The sequence below is a fragment of the Pseudoalteromonas sp. CNC9-20 genome (genome assembly GCF_022347875.1).
Classification (GTDB): Bacteria; Pseudomonadota; Gammaproteobacteria; order Enterobacterales; family Alteromonadaceae; genus Pseudoalteromonas; species Pseudoalteromonas ruthenica.
Map to the genome: position 1 here is coordinate 561,494 of NZ_JAKRFS010000001.1, position 15,156 is coordinate 576,649.

General features: G+C 47.8%; 16 protein-coding genes. 10 read left to right on the plus strand and 6 right to left on the minus strand.

The features are described 5' to 3' along the window. Positions 1-10: 10 nt before the first annotated feature. Positions 11-328, minus strand: coding sequence for an ATP-dependent Clp protease adapter ClpS (gene clpS / locus MHM89_RS02555; RefSeq protein WP_053911292.1), 318 nt, complete (start codon positions 326-328; stop codon positions 11-13). A 200-nt stretch (positions 329-528) separates the two neighbouring features. Between clpS and cspD the strand changes: the two genes are divergently transcribed. From cspD to MHM89_RS02600, 9 genes are all read left to right on the plus strand, one after another. Continuing rightward, the gene (cspD, locus tag MHM89_RS02560; RefSeq protein WP_022944168.1) at positions 529-750 is read left to right on the plus strand and encodes a cold shock domain-containing protein CspD; all 222 of its coding nucleotides are present in this window, start codon (positions 529-531) and stop codon (positions 748-750) included. A gap of 304 nt (positions 751-1,054) precedes the next feature. Further along, entirely contained in the window at positions 1,055-3,277 is a 2,223-nt protein-coding gene (locus MHM89_RS02565) for an NADP-dependent isocitrate dehydrogenase (RefSeq protein ID WP_239407998.1), read from the plus strand. A gap of 64 nt (positions 3,278-3,341) precedes the next feature. Continuing rightward, the gene (locus MHM89_RS02570) at positions 3,342-3,977 is read left to right on the plus strand and encodes a pseudouridine synthase (protein WP_239407999.1); all 636 of its coding nucleotides are present in this window, start codon (positions 3,342-3,344) and stop codon (positions 3,975-3,977) included. Beyond that, positions 3,970-4,413 (plus strand): NUDIX hydrolase, encoded by a 444-nt coding sequence (locus MHM89_RS02575; protein ID WP_138547247.1) that lies wholly within the window; start codon positions 3,970-3,972, stop codon positions 4,411-4,413. Before MHM89_RS02570 ends, MHM89_RS02575 begins: the two co-directional genes overlap by 8 nt. 83 nt (positions 4,414-4,496) lie before the next feature. Further along, complete coding sequence (gene mnmA, locus MHM89_RS02580) at positions 4,497-5,597, plus strand: tRNA 2-thiouridine(34) synthase MnmA (RefSeq protein WP_022944164.1); 1,101 nt, start codon at positions 4,497-4,499, stop codon at positions 5,595-5,597. A 1-nt stretch (position 5,598) separates the two neighbouring features. After that, a complete protein-coding gene (gene hflD, locus MHM89_RS02585; RefSeq protein WP_045978760.1) occupies positions 5,599-6,201 on the plus strand; it encodes a high frequency lysogenization protein HflD in 603 nt (200 codons plus the stop codon). A gap of 68 nt (positions 6,202-6,269) precedes the next feature. After that, the gene (purB, locus tag MHM89_RS02590) at positions 6,270-7,637 is read left to right on the plus strand and encodes an adenylosuccinate lyase (protein WP_239408000.1); all 1,368 of its coding nucleotides are present in this window, start codon (positions 6,270-6,272) and stop codon (positions 7,635-7,637) included. Positions 7,638-7,702: 65 nt separating this feature from the next. Continuing rightward, positions 7,703-8,845: a cupin domain-containing protein gene (locus tag MHM89_RS02595; RefSeq protein ID WP_239408001.1), complete on the plus strand. Its 1,143-nt coding sequence runs from the start codon at positions 7,703-7,705 to the stop codon at positions 8,843-8,845. An 8-nt stretch (positions 8,846-8,853) separates the two neighbouring features. Continuing rightward, positions 8,854-9,312: a GNAT family N-acetyltransferase gene (locus tag MHM89_RS02600; protein ID WP_022944160.1), complete on the plus strand. Its 459-nt coding sequence runs from the start codon at positions 8,854-8,856 to the stop codon at positions 9,310-9,312. Here MHM89_RS02600 and MHM89_RS02605 read toward each other — a convergent pair. The 5 genes from MHM89_RS02605 to MHM89_RS02625 form a co-directional block, all read right to left on the minus strand. Beyond that, a complete protein-coding gene (locus MHM89_RS02605; protein WP_239408002.1) occupies positions 9,296-9,718 on the minus strand; it encodes a DUF4826 family protein in 423 nt (140 codons plus the stop codon). The genes MHM89_RS02600 and MHM89_RS02605 overlap by 17 nt on opposite strands. A gap of 83 nt (positions 9,719-9,801) precedes the next feature. Then, positions 9,802-11,043, minus strand: coding sequence for a lipoprotein-releasing ABC transporter permease subunit (locus MHM89_RS02610; protein WP_239408003.1), 1,242 nt, complete (start codon positions 11,041-11,043; stop codon positions 9,802-9,804). Continuing rightward, entirely contained in the window at positions 11,040-11,738 is a 699-nt protein-coding gene (lolD, locus tag MHM89_RS02615) for a lipoprotein-releasing ABC transporter ATP-binding protein LolD (protein ID WP_235419050.1), read from the minus strand. Before lolD ends, MHM89_RS02610 begins: the two co-directional genes overlap by 4 nt. Further along, positions 11,731-12,939, minus strand: a complete 1,209-nt coding sequence (locus MHM89_RS02620) for a lipoprotein-releasing ABC transporter permease subunit (protein WP_239408004.1) — start codon at positions 12,937-12,939, stop codon at positions 11,731-11,733. Before MHM89_RS02620 ends, lolD begins: the two co-directional genes overlap by 8 nt. A gap of 101 nt (positions 12,940-13,040) precedes the next feature. Next, on the minus strand, positions 13,041-13,931 hold the full coding sequence (locus MHM89_RS02625) for a LysR substrate-binding domain-containing protein (RefSeq protein ID WP_239408005.1): 891 nt from the start codon (positions 13,929-13,931) through the stop codon (positions 13,041-13,043). Between the two features lie 92 nt (positions 13,932-14,023). Between MHM89_RS02625 and MHM89_RS02630 the strand changes: the two genes are divergently transcribed. After that, positions 14,024-15,151, plus strand: coding sequence for an S-(hydroxymethyl)glutathione dehydrogenase/class III alcohol dehydrogenase (locus MHM89_RS02630; protein ID WP_239408006.1), 1,128 nt, complete (start codon positions 14,024-14,026; stop codon positions 15,149-15,151). Positions 15,152-15,156: the final 5 nt, after the last annotated feature.

Sequence of the window (15,156 nt, forward strand, 5' to 3'; positions counted from 1 at the left end):
TTTCAAACTTTTATTCCTGCTCACAACTGCAAAGCAGTGGATGCTCATGGTCACGGGCGTAGCGGTTAACCTGCTCTGTTTTGGTATGGGCAATATCTGCAGGGTAGATACCGCAAACCGCTTTACCCTCGTGATGGACCTTGAGCATCACGTCTGTTGCTCTTTCGCTATCCATATTGAAAAACGTTACTAATACTTCAATAACGAAGTCCATGGGCGTGTAGTCGTCGTTATTTAAGATTACCTTAAACTTACGCGGTGGCTGCAGCTTTTGCTTTTGCTCGTCACGACTACGCTCTACAACACCTGAATCTTTCATTCCACTCATATCTAAATATAGTCTTGTCTCTAGATCTCAAGCAAACCTGAAATCAAAAATAAATAAACTGTTAAAAAAATGCACAAAAAACTTGACTGAATGACCAAATAAACTACAGTCAAACGTGGACTGGCTATTCATTCGCCAGTCTAACAAACTATCAGGTTTAGATTAACTAAATTAGTCAACTTATAGAAGGATGTAGAAGTATGGCTTGTGGAAAAGTCAAATGGTTCAACAACGCCAAAGGGTTCGGTTTTATCCAGGAAGATGGTAGCGAAGAAGATATCTTTGCCCACTATTCCACTATTCAGATGGACGGATATAAAACACTGAAAGCTGGCCAAGATGTTACGTTTGAACTGCAACAAGGGCCTAAAGGCCTGCACGCAACCAATATTGCACCAACTGATGGCTCTGAACCGCTTTAATGCGGAAAGACCTAAGTGCTTTTGAAGCGTACGCAGACATCAAACAGTACATCGAAGAGCGGGCTTTGCAGTATTTCGGCTCGCTTTGATTTTCCCCCTGACCCCTCCCTCATCTTTATTTACCGTAAAATCCGTTCATTTGTGTAAACATTACTTGAATTTTTTCTAATCGCCCTAACGTCTAGGTGAATGGAGCTTTTCTGTTTAGCTTGTTACACTGCCATACAGTAACAGCACGAGTTGGCCGCGCTAAACTAGACTTTAAAAGCGGTCGATACGATACAACGATAAATTAGGACACAAAATGACCTCGAAAATCATTTATACAAAAACTGATGAGGCGCCAGCCCTGGCTACCTACTCACTCCTACCTGTTATTGAAGCCTATTCCAAAGCTGCGGGCGTTGAGGTAGAAACCCGTGATATCTCGCTAGCCGGGCGCATCATTGCGCTATTCCCCGATTTCCTAAACGAAGATCAGCGCATTGGCGATGCACTTGCCGAATTAGGTGAGTTGGCAAAAACACCTGAAGCAAACATTATCAAACTGCCTAACATCAGTGCCTCAATTCCACAGCTGAAAGCGGCTATTAAAGAGTTACAAGCGCAGGGTTATGCCCTTCCAGATTACCCAGATGAGCCAAAGAACGAGCAAGAACAAGACGTTAAAGCACGTTATGACAAAGTAAAAGGCAGTGCGGTAAACCCTGTATTACGTGAAGGTAACTCAGATCGTCGTGCGCCTTCTTCAGTAAAAGCGTACGCTCGCAAAAACCCACATTCAATGGGCGCATGGAGCAAAGATTCACAGTCACGTGTCGCGTCAATGCAAGACGGCGATTTCTTCGGCTCTGAGCAGTCAGTAACCGTTGATAAAGCCACTAGCGTGCGTATTGAGCATGTCGACGATGCAGGTAACACCACCGTATTGAAGCCAGAAGTAAAATTACTTGATGGCGAAATTATTGATGGCTCACGCATGAGCGCAGCAAAGTTACAGGCCTTTATTGGCGAGCAAATTGATGCTGCGAAAGAGCAAGGCGTGTTGTTCTCGCTGCACATGAAAGCCACTATGATGAAAGTGTCTGACCCAATTATCTTCGGCCACGCGGTCAAGGTGTTCTACAAAGACGTTTTCGACAAGCACGGTGAGCTCTTCAATGAGTTAGGCGTAGACGTCAAAAACGGTATTGGCGATGTGTATGCACGTATCGAAAACCTTGATGAAGCCAAGCGCAAAGAAATTGAAGCGGACATTATGGCCGTGTATGACAAGCGCCCACGCGTAGCCATGGTTGACTCAGACCGAGGTATCACCAACTTACATGTACCTAGCGATGTGATCATTGACGCGTCAATGCCAGCCGCTATTCGTTCATCAGGGCAAATGTGGAACGCCGATGGCCAGTTGCAAGATGCCGCGTTTGTTATCCCAGATCGCAGCTACTCTGGCGTATACGATGCAACCGTTGAGTTTTGTAAAAAGCACGGCGCATTTGACCCAAGCACCATGGGCAGCGTGCCTAACGTCGGCTTGATGGCGCAAAAAGCGGAAGAGTATGGCTCACACGACAAAACGTTTGAGATCAAATCAGCCGGTAAAGTACGCGTTGTCGATGCGAACGGTCACACCTTAATCGAGCACGATGTTGAAGCCGGTGACATTTGGCGTATGTGTCAGGTTAAAGACGCGCCTATCCAAGACTGGGTCAAATTAGCAGTGAACCGTTCACGCGCGTCGAACACCCCTGCGGTATTCTGGTTGAATGAAAACCGCGCCCATGACGCCGAGCTAATCAAAAAGGTGAACAACTATTTACCTCAGCACGATACTGACGGCCTAGATATTCGTATCATGGACCCAGTCGCGGCAACGCAGTTCTCATTAGAACGTATCAAAGACGGTAAAGACACCATTTCCGTTACTGGTAACGTATTGCGTGACTACCTAACTGACCTATTCCCGATTCTAGAGTTGGGAACCAGTGCTAAAATGCTGTCTATCGTTCCATTAATGAATGGCGGCGGTCTGTTTGAAACTGGCGCCGGCGGTAGTGCACCTAAGCACGTGCAGCAATTCCAAAAAGAAAACCACTTACGTTGGGATTCTTTAGGTGAATTCCTTGCGCTGGCAGCATCATACGAGCACCTAAGCGGTCGCTTTGACAATGCCAAGGCGCAAGTGCTCGCCGATACGTTAGATGCAGCAACAGCGAAGTTCTTAGATGAAAACAAATCACCGTCTCGTAAAGTGGGTGAAATCGATAACCGTGGTAGCCACTTCTACCTAACGCTGTTCTGGGCCGAAGCGCTTGCAGCTCAAGATGACGATGCTGATCTAAAAGCACGTTTCACAGAAATTGCAGGTGAGTTGCGTAGCAACGAGCAGAAGATTATGGATGAGCTTAACGGTGCCCAAGGTAAAGCCATGGACATTGGTGGTTATTACCAGCCAAATGAACAACTTGCCTTCGGCGCGATGCGTCCAAGCGAGACATTTAACGCGATTCTAGCTAAACTTAAGTAATCGCCATTAATGCATTGGAAGGCACCCATAATGGGTGCCTTTTTTATTGGAAAAACTAACATTGATGAAACAACCACGTGGATTTAAAAGCGCAAGCGGGCATGCGCGCACGCGCCCAAAAAAAGCCAGCAAGCCCCCGTTGCCGAAAAAGCAAGTAAAAGTCGTGCTGTTTAATAAGCCTTTCGATGTGCTTAGCCAATTCACCGACGCTGAAAAACGGCAGACCCTGGCGGATTTTATTCCAATTAAACATGTGTATGCCGCTGGTCGCCTAGATAGAGACTCCGAAGGCCTGCTACTACTTACTAACTGCGGTAAGTTACAACATCAACTGGCCAATCCGAAAAAAAACACCTTTAAAACCTATTGGGTTCAAGTCGAAGGCGCAGTCAGTAAAGAAGCGCTCGAGGCACTACGAACCGGGGTCGAATTAAAAGATGGTCTGACCCGCCCTGCCAAGGTAAGTGTGATTGCCGAGCCACCTCACCTTTGGCCTCGTAACCCGCCTATTCGTGAGCGCAAAAGTGTGCCCACTACCTGGCTGCAAATTGCTATCAGTGAAGGGCGTAACCGCCAAGTAAGGCGCATGACCGCCCATGTGGGCCACCCCACCCTTAGGTTGGTAAGAGCCAGCATAGGTGAGTATCAATTGGGTGAGTTACAACCCGGCCAGTATCAGGAACTGCACCCTTATGCATAAGCCAAATGTCACGGTCGCCATAGTCGTAAAGAGCGCAGAGCGCTATTTACTGGTAGAAGAGCGCGATAAAAGCACCGGCCAGCGTGTATTGAATCAGCCAGCCGGCCATTTGGAAGCGAACGAAAGCTTAATAGCAGCAGCGCAGCGCGAGTTATTGGAAGAAACAGGACTCAACCTCGCGCCGCAAGGCCTAGTGGGTATTTACAGTTTACAAGCGCGCAATGGCACCCATTATTTGCGATTTTGCTTTTTTACTGAGCTCGATGAAGCAAGTGAAACCGCTCCCCAAGATAGCGATATTATTGCCTGCCACTGGCTGAACATAGCGCAAATCAAGGAGCAGCCATTGCGTTCGAGCATCGTGTTAACATGCATTGATGACGCCCAAAACCGCCCTATTTTACCCTTAGAATATCTGCGTCATTGTCAAGACTAAGCGCGCAGCAGTACTTCAAGCCCTTATGTAAGCGTGGTATAATCCGCGCCTTAGTAGCAACGTGATAGTTATTTTCAGTTTTTATGACCGATAACAGCCAAATAAAAGTCATCGTCGGCATGTCCGGCGGTGTAGATTCCTCCGTCTCAGCATACCTGTTAAAAGAGCAAGGCTACCAAGTGGAAGGCTTGTTTATGAAAAACTGGGAAGAAGACGACAATGACGAATATTGTGCCGCCGCCGAAGATTTAAAAGATGCGGAAATGGTATGTGAAAAGCTGGGAATTGAGCTGCATACGGTCAACTTCGCTGCCGAATACTGGGATAACGTGTTTGAGTACTTCTTAGCCGAATACAAGGCAGGACGTACCCCGAACCCAGATATCATGTGCAATAAAGAAATCAAATTTAAAGCCTTTTTAGAATTTGCTGCAGAAGCTTTAGGCGCCGATTACATAGCCACAGGTCACTATGTGCGCCGTGAGCAACGCGGTGATAAGTTTGTTATGCTGCGCGGCGAAGACGACAATAAAGACCAAAGCTACTTTTTGTATACTTTGAGTCATGAACATATCGCGCAAACCCTCTTCCCGGTCGGTGATATTCCCAAGCCACAAGTGCGTGCTATCGCTGAGCAACAAGGCCTAGTCACCCACGATAAAAAAGACAGCACCGGTATTTGCTTCATCGGCGAGCGCAAATTTAAAGACTTTTTACAGCGTTACTTGCCCGCCCAACCCGGTAACATTGAAGACACCGAAGGTGAAGTTGTCGGCGAGCATGAAGGCTTGATGTATCACACCCTAGGACAGCGTAAGGGTTTGCATATAGGCGGTTTAAAAGAAGGTTCAGGTGAGCCTTGGTATGTGGTTGATAAAGACATTGAGCGCAACGTGCTTATCGTTGGTCAAGGCAAAAATCATCCACGGCTATTTAGTAATGGCTTAAACGCCAATCAACTGCATTGGGTTGATCGCATCGGGCCTAAGGGCACGTGCCGACTTACGGTAAAAACCCGCTATCGCCAACAAGATATCCCCTGCACCGTGGTCGCTGGTGAAGACGGCGTCGCACGCGTGCTTTTTGATGAGCCGCAAAAAGCGGTAACACCCGGTCAATCGGCGGTCTTTTATGACGGAGATGTGTGCCTAGGTGGCGGCATTATCGACTCGGTGATTAAATAATATGAATGCCAATCAGATCATGGCCCTAGCCGCTATGTGCCAAGTGGCCATTCAAGTACAAAAGCTCGCGAAGTATGGCCAAGCCCAGCAAAGTGATATCGAACCCCTGCTCAATTCGCTGGTAGTTACCGACCCGGATAACGTCGAAGATGTATACGGCTCTCGTCGCGAGCTATACAGCGGCTATCGCGCCTTGGTGGCGCAGCTAAGTGCTGGCACCGAGAAAAATGTCGAACTTGTAAAATATGTCGGTGGCTTAATTCAGCTCGAGCGCATCTTAGCTTCCAAGCCCGAGGCATTGAATAAGTTGGGTAGTGAAATTCAAACCACTAAAAATAAGCTGACTCATTTAGAGCTAATGGATGAGTCCATTATTGCCGCTTTTGCCGAGACATATGCGACGGTAATAAGCCCCCTAGGGCAACGTATTCAAGTATTTGGTCAGCCTCAACTACTCAAACAAAGCAGCATCCAAAACCGTATTCGCGCCCTGCTATTAGCCGGTATTCGCGCGGCGGTGTTGTGGCGCCAGTTAGGCGGTAAACGGCGGCATTTTATTTTTGCCAAGCGCAAGATGTTGGCATTGGCCAAAGAACAACTTTAAACCCCAGCGCCGCTTCCGGTGGCGTACACATAGACATTATCGTTCAAACGTAAAACTTAGGAGTTAATATGGAGCTTTCAGCGTTAACCGCGATCTCTCCGGTAGATGGGCGCTACGGTAGCAAGACCAGCGAATTACGTAGCATTTTTAGTGAATACGGCCTGATCAAATACCGCGTACAGGTAGAAGTACGTTGGTTACAAGCTCTTGCTGCTGCCGAGCAGATCACTGAAGTTCCGGCTTTAACTAGCGAAGCCAATGCACTCCTCGATGGCATTGTAGCCAATTTCAACGAGCAAGACGCACAGCGTGTCAAAGATATCGAGCGCACCACCAACCATGATGTTAAAGCCGTTGAATATTTACTAAAAGAAAAAGTGGCTGATAACGCTGAGCTTAACGCCATCAACGAGTTCATCCACTTCGCCTGCACCTCGGAAGACATTAACAACCTATCTCATGGTTTAATGCTGCGCGAAGCCCGTGATAGCGTATTACTCCCTTACATGGATCAACTGCTTGAGGCCATTAAAGCCAAAGCGGTTGAGTACAAATCGGTGGCGATGATGACCCGTACTCACGGTCAGCCTGCCTCGCCTTCGACCATGGGTAAAGAGTTTGCCAATGTTTATATGCGCTTAAAACGCCAACGTGATCAGGTTGCGAGCATTGAATTGCTTGGCAAGATCAATGGCGCAGTCGGTAACTACAACGCTCACTTAAGTGCTTACCCTGATTACGATTGGCACAGCCACGCCGAGCGTTTTGTTACAAGCCTAGGCCTAAGCTGGAATGCCTTTACAACACAAATCGAACCGCATGACTATATTGCCGAGCTGTTTGATGCCGTTGCCCGCTTCAACACCATTATCATCGACTTTGACCGTGATGTGTGGGGTTATATTGCTCTAAACCACTTTAAGCAAAAGACCGTTGCCGGCGAGATTGGCTCATCAACCATGCCACATAAAGTGAACCCGATTGATTTTGAAAACTCCGAAGGTAACCTTGGCATCGCCAACGCTATTTTCGCCCACCTAGCGCAAAAACTACCAATTTCTCGTTGGCAGCGTGACCTCACCGACTCAACGGTGTTACGTAACTTAGGTGTGGGCATGGGTTATACCTTGATTGCCTACCAAGCGACGTTAAAAGGTGTAAGCAAGCTAGAAGTGAACGAAGAGCGCCTATTGGCTGAGCTTGACCAAAACTGGGAGCTACTTGCTGAGCCGATTCAAACCGTAATGCGTAAATACGGCATTGAAAAACCGTATGAAAAGCTTAAAGAGCTGACTCGAGGTAAACGTGTAGACCAAGCCGCTATGGCCGAGTTTATCGATACCCTAGCGTTACCTGAGCAAATCAAAGCGCAATTAAAAGAATTAACACCGGCAAATTATATTGGCCGTGCCGTTGAATTTGTAGATAACCTATAAATCCATCGACAGTGATAACATAAAAGCGAAAGGGCTGCCCTTTCGCTTTTTTATTGGGAGAAACTATGTATAGCTTAACAATCAATGAGCTGACTAAAGAACAGTTTTTGCAGCACTATTGGCAAAAGAAACCGCTGCTGATAAAAGCGGGCTTTACTGATTTCAATGATCCACTTTCACCCGAAGAGCTTGCCGGGCTTGCTATGGAAGAAGGGATTGAATCACGGATTGTCATCAATGATGGCAGTTGGCAATGTCTAAATGGTCCTTTTGAAGACTTTAGCGCCCTTGGCGAGTCTGACTCAACCTTGCTGGTGCAGGCGGTGGACCATTGGCATCCTGAAGCAAGTCAATTGCTGGAACCATTTCGATTTATCCCGAACTGGCGTATTGATGACTTAATGGTTAGTTACTCTACCCCAGGCGGCGGTGTTGGTCCGCATTTAGATCAGTATGATGTGTTCATTATTCAAGGGCAAGGGCAACGCCATTGGCGCGTTGGCGAGGTCAATAAGAACCTACGTCAATTCAGTGCTAATAAGGGATTATTACAAGTCGACCCCTTTGAGGCCGTTATTGATGTGCAACTAGAGCCTGGCGATATTCTCTATATTCCCCCGAATGCACCGCACGAAGGCTATGCCGTGGCCCCCTCACTGAACTACTCGGTGGGTTTTCGCGCTCCCAACCAAGTTGATTTAATGAGTGCCTTTGCCGATCACCTTATCGATCACGACCTAGGTCAACATCGCTATGGCGACCCAGAACTGGCAATTCGTAGCAGCCTAGGCCAACTTCAAACACACGAGCTCGACACCCTACGTGCGCTAATGCATCAGGTAATCGATGACGATAAGGTGTTTTTGCGCTTTATTGGCGAAACGTTGAGCCAACCTAAACATGACAAAGACTTACTCCCTGTTGAACCCGCCATGTGCGCAGATACTATTTGCGACTATGTGAGCGATTATCCGCATTTATACAAGGCAGGAGGCTTACGAGCCCTATACATTACTCGCGATAACGCGGTGATATTATTTGTCGAGGGGCACAGCTTTTCCCTTCCAATTGAGCATCTAGGCGTTATACGAGCCTTGTGTGATCAGCAAAGCATCTGCACATCTGTACTTGAGCCTGCGTTAAATTGTTTACTTTTTCGACAAACCTTGTCTACACTGATCAATGAGGGATACTGGTACAGTGAATAGGAGGGTGTATGTCCTATCAGATCCACCAAGTCGACTGGGGATCACAAGACAACCCAATAAGGCAAATTCGCGAAAGGGTTTTTGTGTGTGAGCTGAATATACCAAAGGCCATCGAGTTTGATGGCCGCGATACAACCGCCCTGCACTTTATTGCCTATGCAGATAACGGCGAACCCGTTGCCACTGCGCGGCTATGTAAAGATGGCTTACTTGGCCGAATAGCCGTGCTACCGCCCCATCGGAACCGAGGCATTTACTCGCAAATGCTCACTTTCATACTGAGCAACGCGGCCAGTAATGGTTTAGAGTCGATATGCATTAACTGCTTACTCGATGAAGTCGAGCGCTTTAAGAACAAGGGTTTCTCGCCGTGTGGGTGCGTGTTTATGGAGGCGGGCATTCCAAGGCAACGCCTGCAATGCCCTATTGCACAATGTGATTCAAGCCCTTTTACGATGGTTCATTAACCCATAACGCGTCTTTGTCACACAGCTCATACAAGCCGTGAGCGCGCTTGATTAGCAGTTGTGCAAAGTCGTGTTGGGTTTTATCTAAGTTTTGGCTATTGAGTAGCTGCTCAGCTTGCATTTGCCACTGCAACGAGAAATAGCGCATTGCTTCACGTGCGTTGGTGGCTGCTGTAACCTCAACATGATCAGCAGGCAAGCGCCCTGTGATCACCCAATAGGTTTTGCCGTTTTGCGCTCCAAATTTCCACACTGCACACAAAGGGGCGAGGAATCGACTGTCTTTGTCGACAACCGATTTAGGCATAATGCCCTTCTCTGCTAAGTGCTTTTGCGCACTTTGGAAACAGTGGCGTTGGAATTCGCGAATTTCTTGTTCTTTTTGCTGTTCTTGTTGTTCTGACATGTTACTACTTTTTTATCTGTTAACGCTGGCTTCACTTTACGAATTACCACTGCGTGTTGCAAGAGCTACGACGGATTTTGCCGTTAATTGCCAAGTACTTTAGCTGGGTCCACTTTGCTGGCCTGCCAAGCTGGGTATATAGAGGCTAAAACAGTGATCACAAGGGCAATCACAGCAATAGCAACAATATCCTGCCAATGGATTTGCGAAGGTAAAAAGTCGATAAAGTAGACCCCAGCCAGCTTGTTCTCACCGATAAAGGCACTCCACCAAGCAAAAAGTTCGGTGATGTTCATGGCTAACAGTACGCCGATAACAATACCTACTATAATCGCGAACAGCGCTGACACCACACCTTGCAGTAAAAATGCATGCATAATCACAAAGTCACTGGCCCCCATGGTGCGCAATATAGCGATGGCGCTTTGTTTTTCTTTTACTTCCATAAACAGCGACGAAACGATGTTAAAGCTCGCCACCGCGATGATCAAAAAGACGCTTAAATACACAATAGTGCGAACCATTTGAATATCCGCATAGAGGCTGCCTTGGGTTCTTATCCAGCTATTAACGTACACATAATCACTGAGTGTACGGCCTATGGCCATTGCCTGAGTTTGCGCGGCAAAGACATCATGCAGTGTTACTCTTAGCCCTGTGACCTGATGGTCGGCCATTGAAAAAGCCGATTGCAACCTAGACATAGGCAGGTAAATCAACTGCTTATCAAGCGGTCCATGGCTGTTTAGCATGGCCACCACCCGACCTTGTATGCGGATCGGCGCAGACAGTCCTTTGCTTTTATTCGTCACATCACTCATTAGCAAAGTGATATCATCACCAATATTAACCGCCAGTTGTTTTGCTAGCTGCTGGCCGATAATAAGGTCATTGCCTGCGAGTTGTGCTAAAGGTTTACCATCAATAAACTCATCGGCGATTGATACTTGGCTCTCAAACTCAGGCACAATCCCCCGAAGCTGAGCGGCGGCAAGTTCACCTCGATATTGCGCCATAGCATTGGCAGCAACAAAAGGCGCGGCGCTGGCTACCACATCCTGCTCTGCCAATTGCTGGCGTTTCGCTTGCCAGTTATCAATAGGGGTATCAGCGGCGACATACTCTACATGAGGCACCAAGGCTAGCAGCCGCTCTACTAACTGCTGCTGAAACCCATTAACCACCGAGAGCGCTAATATCAGTACCGCCACACCGAGGATAATGCCAAGACTGGAGCTTTTCGCCATAAAGCCCATAAATCCAGAGTGATGCTGAGATTTACGAAACCGCCGCGCAAGTTGGTAGCTTAGCTGTAGGGCATTCATTGTGCTTTGCCCACCACAGATTCATGAAGCACCCCTTCATCAAGTTCCACCTGGCGACTCAACTTCCCTGCTAACTCCAAATCATGGGTTACCACCACAAAGCTGGTTCCTAAATCTTGTTGTAACTGAGCAATAAGTTCATAAATACGCTGGGCATTATGTTTGTCTAAATTACCTGTGGGCTCATCGGCCAAGACTAAGGCAGGCTCGTTAACGATGGCCCGAGCAATAGCAACTCGTTGGCGCTCTCCGCCGGATAGCTTGGCGGGCTTGTGGCTCAAGCGGTGTGAGAGGCCAACGCGCTCAAGCATAGCTGCTGCCTTTTGCTGGGCTTGTTTAGCGTTGACCCCAGCGATAAGCAGTGGCATAGCGACATTTTCAAGTGCGGTAAACTCCATTAATAGGTGATGAAACTGATAAATAAAACCGAGGTGCTTGTTACGAAATTGGGCCTGTTGCTTACGGCTAAGCGCCGCAACATCGGTATCACAAATACGTAATTGGCCGCTACTTGGTACATCTAAGGTGCCAAGAATATGCAGCAAAGTGCTTTTTCCAGACCCAGAGGCGCCAACAATGGCAACACTTTCGCCGCGCTCTAAAGATAAATCGATGCCTTTTAAAACAGTAATCTCTTCTGCTGCATCGGCATATGTTTTGATTAGGCTTTCACAGCGTAATACTGCATTACTCATATCGTAGAACCTCTGCCGGGCGGACCTGCGCCGCTTTTTTTGCTGGGTATAGCGTTGCTAAAAAGCTCATAAAAATTGCTCCGGCAACAATCGCTAATAAATTAATAGAGGATACCACCACGGGCAGCTCCTGCTGCCCTAGAAGCTGGATTCCTATACTCGTTAAAAGGGTATTCAAATTACTCACCACCAACAGTGCCAATACGGCGCCGATAATGCTACCCACTACACCGTTGTACATACCCTGAACCATAAACACGCGAGCCACTTGACGATAGTTAAGCCCTAATGTTTGCAAAATAGCGACTTCACCTTGTTTTTCTCGCACCATCATGGTCAACGACGAAACAATGTTAAACACTGCCACCAATATAATCAGTCCTAGCAGTAGGCTCATAATACGCTTTTCCATTGCCACTGCTGAAAACAGGCTTCCCTGACTTTGCCGCCAGTCGGTTATGCCTTCACGCTGGTCGATGGGGAGTTTACGTAGCACCTCATCCACTAAGAAAGGGTCCTTGAGCATCACTTCTAATGGCGCGTGCGCTTGCTCTCGGATGCGCATCACGCGTTGTAATGATTCGCCGGAGGTAAATAAGGTATGCATATCAAGCTCAGATCCGGTGCGATAGATGGCGTTAATGGTAAACAATCGCTGTGCGGGAATACGCCCCATAGGGGTATAGGTCGAGACACTGGGAATGGTCACGCGCAACGTGTCTCCTAGCCCCACTTGTAAAGAACGAGCAAGGTAACGGCTAATGGCGATGGTGTAGCGCTGGGCAAAAACCTGCCTACTATCGCCTACTTCAACATGTTCAGTGACATGCTCGGGAAGCGCTTCATAGGGAGCTTGCAGCAATACACCTTGGATATCGGCGCCACTTTGCACAATCGCCTGCGCTTGATGGTAACGGTTGATAGCCTTAACTTCAGGCATTTGCTGCAACCTTGTCAGCAGTGCTTGTTGCTGCGCTTCATTGCGTTGCTGCATATCGATTTGCAGATGAGGGATCATCGATAACATTGAGCGTTTGAGGTTGTTTTCAAAGCCATCCATCACCGACATAACCGTAAACAAGGCGGTGATCCCTAAGGCGATGCCAGCGATGGAGAAAAACGACACAAAAGACACAAAGGCACTGCCTTTGGAGAGTCGCGAATATCGCAGGCCAATAAATAAACTGACAGGCTTATACATCAACAGGTTAACAGTCCAATTGCAAAGCGATGATGCTAACACAGGGGCCAGCGAATAGGTATCCCAACGCGCCCATCACCTGTGTTTACACAGAGCTGGGCTTAAAAATTAGGCTTGAGCGTTTCACTGAGGTGATCGGCAAAGTAATCTAGCAAGGTTTTGGTGGCATTCGCCAAATAAAGGTTAGCCGGGGTGACGGCCCAAATGGGCTCTTTGCGTATCGCAAATGGTTGCAGTACCTCATGCAAACGCCCCTGTTGTAAATCGCTGCGCACGTAGTAATCAGGCAGTTGCACCAATCCTAGTCCTTGCTTGGCGGCATCCGCTAGTGCCCAACCGCTATTACAACGCAGCCGGGTTTTACTGATTTTCACATGGCGCACCCGTTGTTGCTCAGCAAAACGCCAATAATCCGAATGACCAACTAGGCAATGATGATAATTAAGTTCGCTTAAAGCATAAGGCTCTCCCTGCTGCTCAAGGTATGAAGGTGCGCCACAAACCACCACAGCGCGGGCACCAATGCGCCGTGCGGTGAGGTTGGAGTCAGCCAGTTCACCGATACGAATGGCCAAGTCGATATGTTCTGATATCAAATCTAGAGATTGGTTACTGAGCATCATATTGACGCTCACTTTAGGGTATTTAGCCATAAAGCGATGCACCAAGGGCATAATAAATTGCTCACCAAACATCACCGGTGCGGTAATTTTAAGTTGCCCACTGGGCTGCGCTTGCTGCTCTTTGAGAGCCCACTCCCCTTGCTCCAGTACTGCTTGCGCCTTTTTAGCATGATGCAACAACAGCTCACCTTGCTGCGTTAGCACCACTTTACGTGTGCTGCGGATAAACAGCTGAGTATTGTAGTACTCCTCCAAAGCCCTTACCGAGCGGCTTATATGCGCCACGGATGTGCCTAGTTGTTTGGCTGCTTGAGTGAAAGAAGCCGCTTGCGCAGCAGCGACAAACTCGACCATACCTTGCCAGCGCATTGTTACCTCTGTGTAAAAGTATATTAATCTGGGCCAAAAAGTATCATATTGTGTAATAATTTCACCACTTTTACATAAACGGGAACACAAAAATGGCCGAATTTATTAAATCAAAAGCTGCTGTAGCCTGGGGTCCAAAGCAACCACTTAAAATTGAAGAAGTGGATGTCATGATGCCTAAGGCCGGTGAGGTGCTGGTTAAAGTCCATGCATCTGGCGTATGCCACACTGACGCATTCACTCTTTCTGGTGAAGATCCAGAAGGCATATTCCCTGCCATTTTGGGCCATGAAGGAGGCGGTGTTGTTGAAGCCGTCGGTGAAGGAGTCACCAGTGTGGCGATAGGCGATCATGTCATTCCACTTTATACGCCAGAGTGTGGTGAGTGTAAATTCTGTACTTCTGGCAAAACCAACCTATGTCAGAAAATTCGCGAAACTCAAGGTAAAGGCCTGATGCCAGATGGCACCACACGCTTTTATAAAGACGGTGAGCCAATTTATCACTACATGGGCACCTCTACCTTTTCGGAGTACACGGTCCTACCGGAAATCTCATTAGCAAAAGTGAATAAAGAAGCGCCTTTGGAAGAAGTGTGTTTACTTGGTTGCGGCGTCACCACCGGGATGGGTGCGGTGCTCAATACTGCAAAAGTACAGCCGGGTGATACCGTCGCTATTTTTGGTCTCGGTGGCATTGGCTTGTCAGCCATCATTGGCGCGAAAATGGCCGGTGCAAGCCGTATTATCGGCATTGATATCAACGAGAGCAAGTTCGCCCTGGCAGAAAAACTGGGGGCCACTGACTTGGTTAATTCCAATGATTACGACAAGCCTATCCAAGAGGTCATTGTCGAGATGACCGACGGCGGCGTCGATTTCTCGTTTGAGTGTATTGGTAACGTCAATGTTATGCGCAGTGCTCTAGAGTGCTGTCATAAAGGCTGGGGTGAGTCCGTAGTCATTGGTGTTGCCGGTGCTGGACAAGAGATTTCTACCCGTCCTTTCCAATTGGTTACCGGTCGTGTGTGGCGCGGTAGTGCCTTTGGTGGCGTTAAGGGACGCTCAGAGTTACCAGAAATTGTAGAGCGTTACCTAAACAACGAATTTGCTCTCAATGATTTCATAACCCACACCATGGGCCTTGAGGATATCAACGAGGCGTTTGATCTGATGCATCAAGGCAAGAGCATTCGCAGCGTCATCCATTTTGATAAGTAGAGGGT